This is a genomic window from Propionibacterium australiense (genome assembly GCF_003666605.1).
Lineage (GTDB): Bacteria > Actinomycetota > Actinomycetes > Propionibacteriales > Propionibacteriaceae > Propionibacterium > Propionibacterium australiense.
This window is the reverse complement of record NZ_RCIV01000029.1, coordinates 1-13,798: the sequence shown is the minus strand read 5'-3', so window position 1 is coordinate 13,798 and position 13,798 is coordinate 1. Positions and strand designations below refer to the sequence as shown.

The 13,798-nt window shown below is 68.7% G+C and carries 7 protein-coding genes; 5 read left to right on the top strand and 2 right to left on the bottom strand.

The annotated features are described in order from the left end of the window. Positions 1–119: 119 nt before the first annotated feature. Positions 120–968, bottom strand: a complete 849-nt coding sequence (locus tag D9T14_RS12775) for an IS630 family transposase (RefSeq protein WP_121592120.1) — start codon at positions 966–968, stop codon at positions 120–122. Between the two features lie 222 nt (positions 969–1,190). Between D9T14_RS12775 and D9T14_RS12770 the strand changes: the two genes are divergently transcribed. After that, entirely contained in the window at positions 1,191–1,436 is a 246-nt protein-coding gene (locus D9T14_RS12770; RefSeq protein WP_119162891.1) for a hypothetical protein, read from the top strand. Here D9T14_RS12770 and D9T14_RS12765 read toward each other — a convergent pair. Beyond that, complete coding sequence (locus tag D9T14_RS12765; RefSeq protein ID WP_119162892.1) at positions 1,431–2,099, bottom strand: hypothetical protein; 669 nt, start codon at positions 2,097–2,099, stop codon at positions 1,431–1,433. The genes D9T14_RS12770 and D9T14_RS12765 overlap by 6 nt on opposite strands. Positions 2,100–2,484: 385 nt before the next feature. Between D9T14_RS12765 and D9T14_RS12760 the strand changes: the two genes are divergently transcribed. The 4 genes from D9T14_RS12760 (at position 2,485) to D9T14_RS12745 (ending at position 13,625) form a co-directional block, all read left to right on the top strand. After that, on the top strand, positions 2,485–4,458 hold the full coding sequence (locus D9T14_RS12760) for a serine/threonine-protein kinase (RefSeq protein ID WP_119162893.1): 1,974 nt from the start codon (positions 2,485–2,487) through the stop codon (positions 4,456–4,458). A 402-nt stretch (positions 4,459–4,860) separates the two neighbouring features. Beyond that, entirely contained in the window at positions 4,861–7,938 is a 3,078-nt protein-coding gene (locus D9T14_RS12755; protein WP_119162894.1) for a hypothetical protein, read from the top strand. Then, a complete protein-coding gene (locus D9T14_RS12750; RefSeq protein WP_119162895.1) occupies positions 7,935–9,209 on the top strand; it encodes a type 1 periplasmic-binding domain-containing protein in 1,275 nt (424 codons plus the stop codon). Before D9T14_RS12755 ends, D9T14_RS12750 begins: the two co-directional genes overlap by 4 nt. A gap of 90 nt (positions 9,210–9,299) precedes the next feature. Continuing rightward, positions 9,300–13,625, top strand: coding sequence for a type VII secretion EssC family protein (locus D9T14_RS12745; RefSeq protein WP_119162896.1), 4,326 nt, complete (start codon positions 9,300–9,302; stop codon positions 13,623–13,625). Positions 13,626–13,798 lie beyond the last annotated feature (173 nt).

Sequence of the window (13,798 nt, the reverse complement as noted above, 5' to 3'; positions counted from 1 at the left end):
CGCACAACCTGCTCGGGCGTATGCCGCTTCCTCTTGCTCGTCATGATCTACCCAGTCTCCCTGCCCGCAACCGCGAACGACAAGACAACTCCCAGAACCCCTGGCCCTAATCACTGGGGTCAACCCACGACGAACCCACAGCCCGGACTACACCCTCGATTGGGAAGAGCCGCATTGTCCAGCACGACAGCGATCCGGTCGGCCTTGGTTTCACGCTGTAGCCGTTCCAGAGCAAGGATGATCTGTTCGGTGTTCTGGTTCCCCTCGATCGGATACAGCCGCACTTTCTTGTCAGTAAGCGAGAGGGCGCCGAAGAACGACTGGGACACTTTCTGCCGGTCCACGTACAGTTTGGTGCGTTGTCCTTTGGGCAGCCACATGCGGCGGGTCTCGGCCTCGTGTTCCAGGCGGACCTCATCGATGGCGTACACCTCACAGCCGGCCTCCAACAGGTCGTTGACTTGGGTCTTCACCTCGGTCATGCGTCGGGTGATGGCCTGTTCGTCGCGGTGCTTGTCGAACGGGTCGGGCAGTTTGAAACTCAACCCGCAGAACCGCAGGAGCAGCTGATACGAAGATTCTGACTCGTACTCCACGTCGAACAGAATCTTCACTACGTCTCGTAGGGCCGGCACGTCCCAGAACTCGGCGTCGATCCCGGACCGAGACGGCGGCAGGGCCAGGACTGTCTTGAGGTCTTCTTTCTGGGTGCGGGTGAGTTTCGCGGCGTTCTGGTTTCCCGCGTGCCCGGTCAGCACCGAACACATCCTGCTGGCCTGCCAGTCGGCCAGCCATTCTCGAACGGTTTTCTCGCTGCGCTCAACCATTTCAGCGATAATCCCCACATCGACACCACGAGAGGCATACAAGATGGCTTCGGCTTTCATCCGCACCAGCACGTAAGTGTCTGTGCGTTTCTTCCACCTGATCAGGACAGCGGTTTCTTCCGGGGTGACCTCGATCTGCATGTCTCAATCATATTTAAAACAAGACCCCGAATCCATCAAAAATACGATTTCGTTTCACGACGGCCATAGTACGATTTCGTGGCCATGCTGAGCCGCTGTGGACTGGCAGTCATGATCTGTTGTCAATCACCGTCGCAGTACCTACGAGACGAGATTCGGGGATCGGAGATTACCGGCTCGCGTGAAGAATGAGACGGGATCCGGGTTGCGGGTGATGTTCGGATGGACATTCCTATCGGTGTCGACGGCTTGATCAGAAGGGGAGCGCACACTGGATTCCAGATAAGAATTGAGCATGACATCGCCGACACGGGAGGATATTACATACTGCTGTCGCGCGACCTGGAGGGATACGGTTCCTGGGTTGCGGATTGTGAGGATCTGGTGGCTGTGTTCGCCGAAACCGGCTGGATCGTCGACTGGGGGCTGGCTCCAGAGATTCCTCCGGGCACTCCCGGATCGTCATAGTAACGCGATCTCGATGCAGTCCTGAACCTGCTCTATATCAAGGGCGAAGCCCCTGCCCGGGTCATGTGCGCCGGTCTTGTTCGCTTCCGCCAGTGTTGGGTAGACGACAAGCAGGGTGCACATGAGACCGACCGGTATTGCACCGTCGAGCTTGGCCTTGGCGAGCTCGCCGGTGATCTGCTGGCGGAGTAGACGAATCGACTCACGGGCCCCGGGGCCCGCGTTCCGGATGGCCGTGGAGCACGTGGATAGGATCCTCGCCATTTGTTTCGAGACACTCGTGGACGTCGTGTCACCGGGCGGGTGAGGAAGGCCGGACTCGTCCCACAGTGACCCGGCAAGCACCTTCGAGCCCAACTGTTTGAAGCTGATCCTGGAGCCGGTCAATCCGGCTGCGATCGCGTCGAAGAAAGAGTCGAACGCGATCATCTCGTGCCCGGATTCGTGCCGGGGGTCGATGCTGAGAGCACCGACGAAGGAGGGCCAGTACGCCAGCAGGATCGAGCTTGCGTCGATGTCGATCTGCCCGCTGTTGCGCCATGGTCCGGCAGCCTTCGGGAAGTTGACGAGAAACATCTCCAGCAGATCTTCGTCAACACCGCCTCCCATGCGAACCTTGACCAGGAGATCAATCCCGACGTTCAGCGTCTCGTGCGAATTCATGTGGCGTCCTGCAGGCGTGGGTGGGAATGTGGAGATGTGCGTGCCCGGCAAGCCCCCTGGGATGCAAGGCGTATCGATACGATCGATGATGCCACCGCGACCCGGGGCCGGGCGTCCGAGCCGCGGATGACGGACCACATACTCGCTCAGCACGCGAGAGCGGTCGGCTCAGCCACCGGATCCGCTGTTCCCCGGTGGTGTGCCTGCCCGCGTCGTCACTCTCGACCCTCATCGTCACCCTCAACCAGCATCGTCCCTCGGGCAGCGGCGTCGTCCGTTGACGACGGACCCGACTGCCTGCCCAGGCCGGCTGTTGGGCCCTGGTGGACAATGGTCCTGCGCGCCCGCTGGAGCGCACACCCCCAGGAGAGGACCAGAAGTGGCAATGGCCGGTAAGAAGTTCGACGACGCCCTGGGCGCCTCGTACCGTCTGGTCGAGAAGGTCGGGCAGGGCGCCACGGGCGAGGTCTGGGCTGCCACCGATCTGCGCACCGGGGAACGCGTCGCCGCCAAGCTCCTCTACCCCCAGCACGCCGCCGACCGTGACCTGGTGGGCCGTTTCATCCAGGAACGATCCGTCCTCGAATCCCTCCAGCACCCCAACATCGTCGGCTTCCGCGACCTCGTCGCCGAGGGCGACAAGCTGGCGATCGTCATGGACTTCGTCGCCGGCGGGTCCCTCCGCGACCGCCTCGACACCGCTCCCACACTGCCACCGGCCATGGCCCTGACGACGATGGCCTTCGTCCTCGACGCGCTGGCCGCCTCCCACGGGCACGGTGTCCTGCACCGCGACATCAAACCCGACAACGTCCTGCTCGACCCCGCCTGGGGCCCGGGAAACCCCGGCGCCCTCAAGGTCAGCGACTTCGGCATCGCCTCGGTCATGATGGGCGACACGAAGTCTACGACCGGTCTCATCGGCACCCCCGAGTACATGAGCCCCGAGCTCATCTACTCGGGCCAGGCGGGGTTCGCCGCGGACGTCTACTCGGCCGGCATCATGGCCTACGAACTGATCGCCGGCCGCACCCCCTTCGCCGGCGCCGGCACCGACTACGCCATCGCCCACCGCCACGTGCAGTCCCGCGTGCCCGTCCTCGACGTACCCGAGCCACTGTGGGACTTGCTGTCGAGTCTGCTCGAGAAGGACCCCGCTCGGCGCCCCAGCGCCCAGGACGCGGCCGCCGCATGCCGCCGGACCGCGCCGCTGCTCGCCCAGCTGCCCGCCCTCGAACCGGTCGCCGCGCCCGAGGACTTCGAGGGCGCACACCCCATGACCGTGCTGAAGGCCCCCGAACAGCCGGCTGCGGACGACACCGACACCGAACCCGCCGACATCGCCCCGGCGCCCGAACTCGCCGCCCCCTCCGGCGCCACGCGCCTGCGCGAGGTCACCCCTTACCAGCCCGAGAAGGTCGAGCTGTCGGCACCCCAGGCCGAACCGGCCGGGCCGAAACGCCCCAGTAAACGGATGGTGCTCCTCATCATCGGCGCCGTCATGGTGCTCATCGGGGTGAGCATCTTCGCCGTCGCCAAGGGCGGCGGGCGCATCGGCTCGAAGCACAAGGGCTCCGGCACGGTCAAGGCCAGCCAGCAGGACGACGACCTGCCCACCGGTCTCGGCATCCAACGCGAGGCCACCTACGACGACGCGACCCAGAGCATCAACCTGACCATCACCTACCAGGCGCAGAAGGCCCCGCTGGAGGGACCCTTCCTCGAGGTGATCCCCGGGGTCTCCGAGGACGCCGACTGCCCGGACGTCACCTGGCTCAACGGTGCCGAGGCCCGCCACAATCTGACGACGACCAGCGGACTGAGCGTCGAATGCGGCTGGGCCGTCGACCCCGGCGCGATCTCCGCCGGCCAGCGCCTTCAGGTGCAGGCCCAGATCACCATGGCGCTCGACGGGGGTGACGCCGAGTCGGCCCTGCAGACCTGGCTCACCCAGGTCGCTGCCGCGACGACGGAGGCCGTCACCGACTCCACCGTGAAGTCCACCCACTACCCGGTCCAGCGGCTGCAGGACATCACCGTCAAGACCCCCGACCGGGTCGTCAACCAGTCCGACCTGGAGATCTCGCTGCTGCCGGTGTGGCCCAGTGGCGAGGACGACCTCAACCCGCTGTACCGCAGCCCGTCAACCGGGCAGCCCAGCTCCATGCTCCAAGCCATCGCAGGAGGGGAGACGGGGGTGCGCTTCTCGGACGGCTGCGCCGGCGCGCTGACCGTCACCAGCAACGGCCTGCACGTGGCGGCCCAGCAACTGGCCGACTCGTGCGTCGTCAACGCCCAGGTCGGCAACTTCACGGACCTGTCGAGCAACAGCTTCCAGATCACCGGCCACGAGAGCTGACCCGAGATCCCGCGTCCGGGACGGCAGCCACGCGATCTGGTGGTCTCGCCGGCCGCCATGTCTGAGACCGTGCGCGGGCCGGCGACTTCCACGACGGGACTCTCGACGCGGCCAGCAGCCTGAGATCCTGCGTCCGGTCGGCGGCCGGTTCGCCCCCGCGGCAGCCTGTGCGCCGACCGATCCCGTGTGTGACGGGCCCAGTGCTTCGCCACGGCCCACCTGACGCTGTCCGCCTGGCCGCCGTCGGCAGCGGGAACCTGGTGGCGCCACACCCGTGCACCCTCCTGCACCGTCTCACTGTGAGGACGCTGGGAATAATCCGTGATGACCTCGTAAACTCGCAGAGGTACTTCTTTCAGGCTCGCGCTCGGACGCGCAGGCCTCACCCCTGGAAGGAATGCAATGGGCAAGCAGATCCGTCTGTCACGGAAGATGCGTGTGTGCAGTGCAGCGGCTGTGGCCGTCGCGGTCTTCGCCGGCGCCGCCATCACGTCGGACCCGGCGCTGGGGCGGGACGATTCCCTGCTGCGCGCCGTCGACGTCACCATGTCCGGCGACGGCACGGTGACGGCGGTCAAGGCCACGAGCATCACGACGAAGGCCAGCCAGAACGCCAGCTCCTCCACCGAGGACGAGTACTCGCCGAACAAGGTCGTCAACGACCTGCCGGTGCGCATCGTCACCAGCTACCGCACCGAGGACTCGGCCGGTTCCGACCTGTCCGAACTCAACGGCTACACCGGCAGGGTCGTCATCGACGTCCAGGTCGAGAACCTCACGCTCGACTCCCGGCGGGTCAGCTACGACATGAACGGCAACGGCTACACCACCAGCGCGCTCGTCGGCGCGCCGATGACCGTCATCGCCTCGGCCTCGCTCGGTGACACGGCTGCCTCCACCGTCGTCGTCGAGGGCTCCGATGACACGACGAACGGCCTGGTCAGCCTTGATGCCGAGGGCAACACCCAGGTGCAGTGGGGGAGCCTGATCGCCCCGCCGATGCTGCCCGCCACCGCCGATCTGCGGCTGGTCGTCGACGCGAAGAACTTCTCCAGCCCCGACTTCAACATCTCGGTGCAGCCCGGCCTGGCGACCGACTCCTCGTCGAGCGCCCTGCTGGACGCCTCGGCGCAGGTCAACTCCCAGATCGACCTTGAGGAACGCACCATCGCGGCCGCGGCACAGGTGAGCGAGATGCTCGCACAGACCTCCCAGACCATCCAGGACGTGCGCTCCAGCCTCGACACCTCGGCCGGCACGATCGGCAACCAGACCCTGTCGGACATGCAGGCCAGCACGCAGAGCCTGACGGACACGATGTCCTCGGTGGGCAGCCAGCTCGACGGGCTCAAGAGTTCGCTGCAGAGCGCCTCGGAGCAGAGCTCCTCGCAGACCCTCACGCAGCTGGCCAGCAGCGTCGAGTCCATGCGTGCGATGCTCGGCGACACGAGCGGGGCGTCCTCCGACGGCCAGAGCGTCTACGCCACCGTACAGAACGTCGCCGACCAGCTGCAGGCCTACGCCGACGCCGGCGACGAGCAGCGGGAGGGATTGAGCAGCTCACTGGCGGCGGCCATCGGCCCAGAGAACCCGAGCGAGGAGAACTGCCAGCCGGTCGGCGCCGCCACCGGGACGGCTGATGGCGGTGGCAGCACCGGCACAGACGGCTCCACACCGACGGGCCAGCAGGCGGCCCGGGGAACCGGCGGCGAGGCCGAGGCAGCCGACACCGGAACCGAAGATGATCGGACCCCCGACGGCGCCGCTGAGGGCGAGGCATCCGACAGTGAGGCCCGGGCCGATGCCCCCTCGGACGCGGCGAGGGGCCGGCAGGCCGATGACCAGGCAGCCGGGGACACCGGGGGCTCCGACGTCCGAGCCTCGGGCGGCACGGCACCTTCGGGGACCAGCACGGACGGGGACGCGACCGGGCAGCCGTCTGCCACCTGCGCGCTCTACCAGGGCCAGCAGTCGCTCAACGCGGCGATCGACCAGTTCACCTCCGCGGCCCAGGAAGCCATCGACGGTCTGAGCAGCCAGGCTGCGAAGACCGCCGACGGGGCCTCGGGACTGGCGGCGTCGGCCGCGGGGCTCCAGGAACTGGCCAGCACGGTGAACACCAACGCCCAGGACGTGAAGAAGAACCTCGCCGGCGGCTCCGAGACCCCAGGCGGGCAGGACCTCGACTCCCTGGGCTCGGACATCAACGCACTGGGCGACCGGATCACCGCTCTCACCGAAGCCATCGACGCCGCCAAGACCCAGGCCGATGAAGGTAAGACCTACAACGAGACGGTCGTCAGCAAACAGCTGGAGAAGACCATCGAACAGGTCTGCGCCATGAACAGCGAGGACCAGGCCAGGCTCATGCCCCTGCTCAGCGTCAAGGACTGCGCCGACCAGGCCCAGAACGGCGACGCCGAGACGGCATCGGTGCAGGCGCTCCTCGCCGAGGAGAACGCCAAGTGGCAGGCCCTCAGCGACTCCCTCGACAGGAACGACCCCACCGACGGCATCGGCAAGGCCCTGAGCGAGTACGACAAGGCCTACCAGGCCCTGAAGGCCGCTCACGACAAGGCCAAGGCCGCTGCAGACACGGACAAGAACACTGACGATCCCGGTGCCGCCGGACAGCAGGACGCCACGGGCGCCGTGCCCGAGGAGGCCGGTGACGCCAGGGACGACGAGGCCAGCGGGGACACCGCGGATCTGGACCAAGCGGTGAACGAACTGGTCACCAACGCGGCGGCGATGCAGGAGCAGTCCGAGAACCTGGCCCAGCAGGCCACGACCCTCAGCAATGACGCCGCGGCGCTCAACGAGAGCGTCAATGGCGCCGGTGACGGGCAGGGCAGCAAGCTCCAGCAGGCCGTCTCGGCGGCCGAGGTCGCCCGGCGGAACAGCGAGTCGATCGACACCCAGATCCGTCAGATCACCCAGGCGTCGAGGAACTCCCAGCAGAGCCTGTTCGACCAGTCGGCCCTTAGCCAGTCCGCCCAGCAGATGACCGAGCAGGCCAAGTCGTCCATCGACGCCGAGAACCAGGCGCTGGCCGACAGCTACGCCCAGGCCCAGCAGTCCATGGAAGCCGACACCCAGCAGGCCCAGCAGGCGGTCGCCGACTCCATCGACCGGTCCGCCGCCGACCTGGCCGGCGCGAACGCGCTGCTCGGCAGCGACATGGCCAAGCTGCTGGCCGACATCGGCGACCCGAGTGTCGCAGGTTCCGGCCTGCTCGGCGCGCTCGGCACGAACGCCGCCCTCGCCGGAACGGCGGACACCCAGCTGGCTGTCGCCAGCGGCGCCATGACCGGCTACGCCAATGTGCGCAGCACCGACCTGGGCGGCCTGCTGCTGCGCCAGGCCCAGATGAGCGCCGCACTGGAGCAGCTCGACGAGCTGCCGCTGTTCCAGATGCGCAAGCCCAGCGGAGGCACGACCAACTCGGTGTACGTCTTCTCGATCGAGGGCTCCCGGTGAGCGCCCGCACGCGCCTGGCCGGCCGGGTCGCCGCCCTGGCCATGGCCCTGGTACTCACCGTGAGCGGCTGCGGCGGAGACGATTCGACAAACGGAGGCGGCTCCGACAACACCCCCGCCGAGTCCACGGAGCTGGCGCTGCGCATCTCCGGGGTCCCCTCGCACCTCAACGTGGGTGTCATCGTCAGCCTCGGAACGGGCGAGACGGAGGGCTCGCAGTGGGCCGACAACGCCAACGGCATCCAGGTCGCCGCCTACCGGCTCGGCCTGGCGGGCACCGAGGTCGAGTTCACCACCATCGACGACCGCGGCGACTCGGCCGAGGCCGTCAACGCCGTGCAGGCGCTGTCCGAGGCGGGCGTGGCCGGCATCGTCATGGCCACCAGCGGCGACCACGTCGACGCGGCCCTGGCCAGGGCCAACGAACTCGGCGTGCCCGTCATCGCCCCCTACGTGCAGGACACCGGGGCACTCGGCGAGACCGCGTGGATCACCGGGCCCAGCACCGACCAGGTGCGCCGCAAGCTCGGCGACGCCCTCGCCTCCCAGAAGGCCACGGCGCCGCTACTGGTCGACGCCGGATCGGGCGAGGTCTCCGGTATCGCCTACGTCGGCCGCGCCGACGCCTCGGCAGGGGACTTCGCCACGACGATCCAGTCCCAGATCGAATCGGCCGGCGCCGACTCGGTCATCGTCTCCGGCCCCGCCACCCGTCTCGGGGCGGCCGTCGCAGGCCTGCAGAACGCCGGCGTGCAGGTGCCGATCATCTGCACGCCCGACGCGCTCAGCGCCCAGTTCTCCCAGTCCCTCGTCGACAACAACGCCTCGCTGTCGGCCCCGCTGCTCAGCGTGGGCACCAATACGAGCGACGCGGCGGCCCTGACGAGCGGGGCGGACGGCAACGCCATCTCGGCCTATCTGTCCGGGGTGCGTGTCATGGCGGCCCAGAACAAGCACGCGGACCTGTCCGGTGAGCGCACCTTCAGCGAGGTCGCCCAGGCGGCCGACATCGCCTCGCACGACGCCCTCGTCGTCCTCGCCGACGCCGCCGCGGAGGCCGGCAGCACGAAACCGGCCAAGATCACCGAGGCCATGGGCGAGCTCGTGCTCGGTCACGACGACGGCCTGGCCGGGGCCCCGCTCGACCTGCGCAAGCACGCCGGCCTGCCCGACGGTCCGATGGCCGTGCTCAGCGCCTCCTCGCAGGACCTCGGGCTGCGGCCGAGCACCACGACCAGAACCCTCGTCTGGTTCACGACCGCGAGCAGCTGAGGTCGCAGCACAGGCATTCCCGGCACGATGGGTCTGCATGGACACGGTCGAAGCGGTCGGTGACGGTGTCACGGAAGGATCGGAGAGCACATGAGGCTGATCGTCGCTGCGGGCCCGAACGGACGGGAGATCGACCTCGGCAAGTTCGCGCCCGACGCCAGCCTGGGCGACCTCGTCGAGTCGACGGGCCAGCCGCGCCCCGGTGACGACGAGACGATCTGGGTCGACGACACGCGGTACCACGCGTCCGACCTGGTCTCGGACATCGTGCTGCTCGAAGGCTGCACGATCGGCACCGAGCCCGTCGAGCCGCCGGCCAACCTCGACGGCTGGACGGCGACCCTGTCCGGCGGCATGCACGCCGGACAGATCGTGCCGGTGCCGGCTCGCCGCTGGCTCGTCATCGGCCGTGCCCCGCAGGCCGACATCGTCATCGACTCACCCAGCGCCTCATGGGAACACGCCCGGATCGTCCGCGACGGCGAGGGGCTGCGCGTCACCGACTGCTCGTCGACCAACGGCACCTATGTCGACGGCATCCGGCTGGAGAGCGGCGAGGGCGTCCTCGTCGAACGGGACGCGCTGGTCACCGTCGGCGGCGCCACCGTGCTGCTGCGCAAGGACGGCTCCGAGCAGCTCGCGCCGCGCCCCGGCTCGCTGCACAACCAGACCCGCGTCGGCACAGTCCCGTTCAACCGGCCGCCCCGCCCGGGCCAGCCCGCCCCGCCGGAGAAACTCGTCCCGCCCGAACGAAAGAACATCTCCAGCAGCAACAAGTTCTCGATCGCCAGCATCCTGGGGCCGATCGTCGTCGCGATGGGCATGGTCGTCGTCATGGGCAGCCCCCGCTACGCGATGATCGCGATGCTCAGCCCGGTCATGGCCATCTTCCAGTGGTTCGAGCAGAAGCGCCGCACCAAACGGGAGAAGAAGGAGGAGAACGAGCGCTTCACCAAGGCCTGCGAGGACTTCACCGCCGATCTGACCAGCACCGCCAGGGACGAACGCGAACGCCTGCGCAGCGTCTCACCGGACCCCGCCACCCTCGCCCGCGTCGCCGAGCTGCCGTCCACGACGCTGTGGCAGCGCCGCCCCGGGCACCCCGACTTCCTCAACCTGCACGCCGGCACCGGGACCGTCGACTGGACGGTGCCCGTCGACCGCAACACCAGCAGCCGCCTCGACGACGACGTGAAGGCCATGATCAACGCCAGCCGCATCACCGCCGGGCCGATCCTCGTCGACCTGGCCGCCTCGGGCGTCGTCGGCGTCGTGGGGGAGCGCGAGGACGCCCTGGCGGTGGCCCGCTCGCTCGTCATCCAGGCGGCTGTGCAGTCCGGTCCCGCCGACCTGGCCATCGGCGTCTACTGCGACCCGGGCCGCCAGCAGGCCTGGGAGTGGACCCCTTGGCTGCCGCACACCCGCCGTCTGGGCGGCGCCGAGGACCGCTGGCTGTCCTGCGAACGCAGCCGCTCGGAGACCCAGCTGCGGTCCCTGCGCGACGAGATCGACAGCTACCCGGTGCCCGAGGCGCTGCTCGTCATCGACTCCGACGTGCTGCTGGAGGGCCGCGAGGCGCCCGCCCGCGAGCTGCTGGGCCGGGCCCGCGGCGTCGCCACCGACCGCGACGGCAAACCCGTCAACCACGTGCCCGGCATCGTCATCGCCTCCGCCGTCGAGCAGCTGCCCGCGGCCTGTTCGACGATCATCGAGGTGCGGGAGGACGGCGCCGGTGTCGTCACCTACCCCAGCACGAGGACCACCATCTCCGACGCGGTGCTGGCCGGCATCGACATCGAGACCGCCCACCGGGTCGCCGTGGCCCTGTCACGCTTCGAGGACCCCGAATTGGTCGTGCCGGGCGCGGCCCTGCCCTCGCTCATCCGGCTGCCACCGCTGCTGGGCATCAACGAGATCACCCCCGAGAAGATTGAGGAGCTCTGGGCGCACTCGCGGGGCACCTCCACGCCGGTCGGTGTCGGCGAGAACGGCTCCTTCGAACTCGACTTGGTGCGCGACGGCCCGCACGGCCTGGTCGGCGGCACGACCGGCTCGGGCAAGTCCGAGTTCCTCCGCTCGCTCGTCGCGGGCCTGGCGGCCCGCAACGACCCGACGAAACTCACCTTCATCCTCATCGACTTCAAGGGCGGCGCCGCGTTCAAACCCCTCGAGGCGTTGCCGCACACCATCGGCACCATCTCGAACCTGGACGAGCAGCTCGCCGACCGCGCGCTGCGCGCCCTGGAGGCCGAGATGGACTACCGCCAGCGCATGTTCGCCGCGGCGGGGGAGGGCGTCGACAACCTCGACGCCTACCTGGCCACCAACCCGGCCGAACCCATGCCGCGGCTGCTGCTCGTCGTCGACGAGTTCGCCATGCTCGCCAAGGACTTCCCCGACGTGCTCACCTCACTCGTCTCGATCGGCGCCGTCGGCCGCACCCTCGGCGTCCACATGGTGCTCGCCACCCAGCGCCCCGCCGGCGTCGTCAACGACGACATCCTCGCCAACACGAACCTGCGGGTGGCTCTGCGCGTGCAGAGCAAGGAGGACTCCAACAACGTCATCGGCGTGCCGCACGCTGCGGCGATCAGCCGGTCCCAGAAGGGCCGCTCCTGGGTCAAGCTCGGCCAGGAGGACATCACCCCGGTGCAGACCGCGCTGGTCACCGGCCGGGCCGAGTCCGTCGACGCCGTCCTGGTCGAGTACAGCGACGTCGTCTTCGGCGGTCCCGGCGAGACCGTCTCCTTCGGCGGCACCAAGGGCGCGGAGGTCACCGACGCCGACATGGACCTCATGATCGAGGCCATCATCGAGGCCTCCGACCACCTGGGTATCGCCCCGCCCCGCCCGGTGTGGCCGACACCGCTCGGCGCGCGCGTCGACCTGGCCGGTTTCACCGGCGAGGACGGGCTCGACCCGGAGGGGGCGCCCGGCGCCGAGGCCGCCGAGGACGAGGAACCCCAGCCGGTCGTCACCGGCACCGACGGGACCCGCGTCGCCCTGGGCCTGTCCGACGACCCGGAGCACCAGCGCCAGGTCTTCACCTACTGGGACACCAGCCGCGGCAACGCCCTGTTCGTCGGCATCCCCGGCAGCGGCACCACCACCGCCTTGGCGACCGTCGCCCTCACCCTCGCCGACGCGCTGCCGCCCGACGAGATGGACCTGATCGTCCTCGACATGGGTGCCGGCGACCTGGCGCCGCTCGGGAAACTGCCGCACGCCATCGGCTACGCGGGCTCGGGTTCTGGGGCCCGCGAGCAGCAGACTCGCCTGCTGCGCTACCTCAAGAACGAACTCGACCGTCGCAAGGCGAACCCGGCCGGACACTACCGGCGCACCGTCTTCCTGCTCGACGGGCTGGGCACCCTGCGCGACGAGTACCAGGACATCGACGGCATGGCGTTGCTCGACAGCCTCTACCGCATCTACGCCGACGGCCCCGAGCTGGGCATCTGGACGGCGGTGACGACCAGCCGCGCCAAGGCGATCCCGGCTGCCGTCGACGAGGTCACCACCCAGCGCTGGCTGTTCCACCTTGCCGACCGCTACGACTACTCGATGAGCGGCATCAAGGCCATCGAGGCGCCCCCGCCCGTCCCTGGCCGCTGCGTCGGCGCCGAGACGAAACTGCAGACCCACATCGCCACCCCGCACGGCACCGTCGAGGCCGCCGTCGACCTGCTCTGCGAGCGGTGGGGACGCCCCGAACCGAAACACAGCGTCGTGGCGACCCTGCCCTCGGAGGTCGACATCGCCGACTGCCTCGAGGACGCCCGCCTCACCGGGGAACCCTGGCGCCTGCCGATCGGCCTGCGCGGCTCCGACCTGGCGGTCGGCGCCCTGGAGACCTACGAGGGCGAGCACATGCTCATCGCCGGACCCGCCCGCAGCGGCAAGTCCACCGTGCTGCTGGCCGCCGCCCAGGCCGCCAGGGCCGCGGCAGCCCGCGACGGCGTCGACCTGTCGGTGTGGGGCCTGTGCATGCGCCGCTCCCCGCTCATCGACTCGCCCCTGCTCGACCAGGTGTCCGTCGGCTCCGACGAGGTGGCGGCCGTCACATCCCAGCTGCGCCTGGCCACCGGGCAGGTGCTGCTGCTCATCGACGACGCCGAACAGTTCGACGACGGCGACAAGTCCATCAACTCACTCGTCGAGTCGGGCATGCCTAACCTGCACATCGTCGCCGCCGGCCGCTCCGACGACCTGCGCAGCCTCTACTCGCACTGGACGAAGACCCTGCGCAAGTCCCGCTGCGGTGTCCTGCTGCAACCCAACGTCGACTACGACGGCGACCTGCTGGGTGCCCGGCTGCCGCGTAGGGCGACCGTCCCGATGAGTGTCGGGCGTGGCTACATGTGTATGAGCGGCACCGTCGAACTCGTCCAGACCGCCGGGCCGAGCAGCCACTGACCCGCCGCGCCCCTCTCATCATGTGAAAGCGCTGTCGACAAAAAGCGCTGTCGACAAGGTGTGATCGTTCTAGACTGGCGGGGTTGCCTCATCCACCCCCTTGGAGGAATCCGCAATGAGTGATGGCCTGAGCCTTGACGACCTTCATGCGGCGTCTGATGTTGTGTGGGATT

Coding starts and splice junctions, on each gene's coding strand:
- D9T14_RS12775 (WP_121592120.1), bottom strand. CDS start 968: ATGCAGATCGAGGTCACCCCGGAAGAAACCGCTGTCCTGATCAGGTGG.
- D9T14_RS12770 (WP_119162891.1), top strand. CDS start 1,191: ATGGACATTCCTATCGGTGTCGACGGCTTGATCAGAAGGGGAGCGCAC.
- D9T14_RS12765 (WP_119162892.1), bottom strand. CDS start 2,099: ATGAATTCGCACGAGACGCTGAACGTCGGGATTGATCTCCTGGTCAAG.
- D9T14_RS12760 (WP_119162893.1), top strand. CDS start 2,485: ATGGCCGGTAAGAAGTTCGACGACGCCCTGGGCGCCTCGTACCGTCTG.
- D9T14_RS12755 (WP_119162894.1), top strand. CDS start 4,861: ATGGGCAAGCAGATCCGTCTGTCACGGAAGATGCGTGTGTGCAGTGCA.
- D9T14_RS12745 (WP_119162896.1), top strand. CDS start 9,300: ATGAGGCTGATCGTCGCTGCGGGCCCGAACGGACGGGAGATCGACCTC.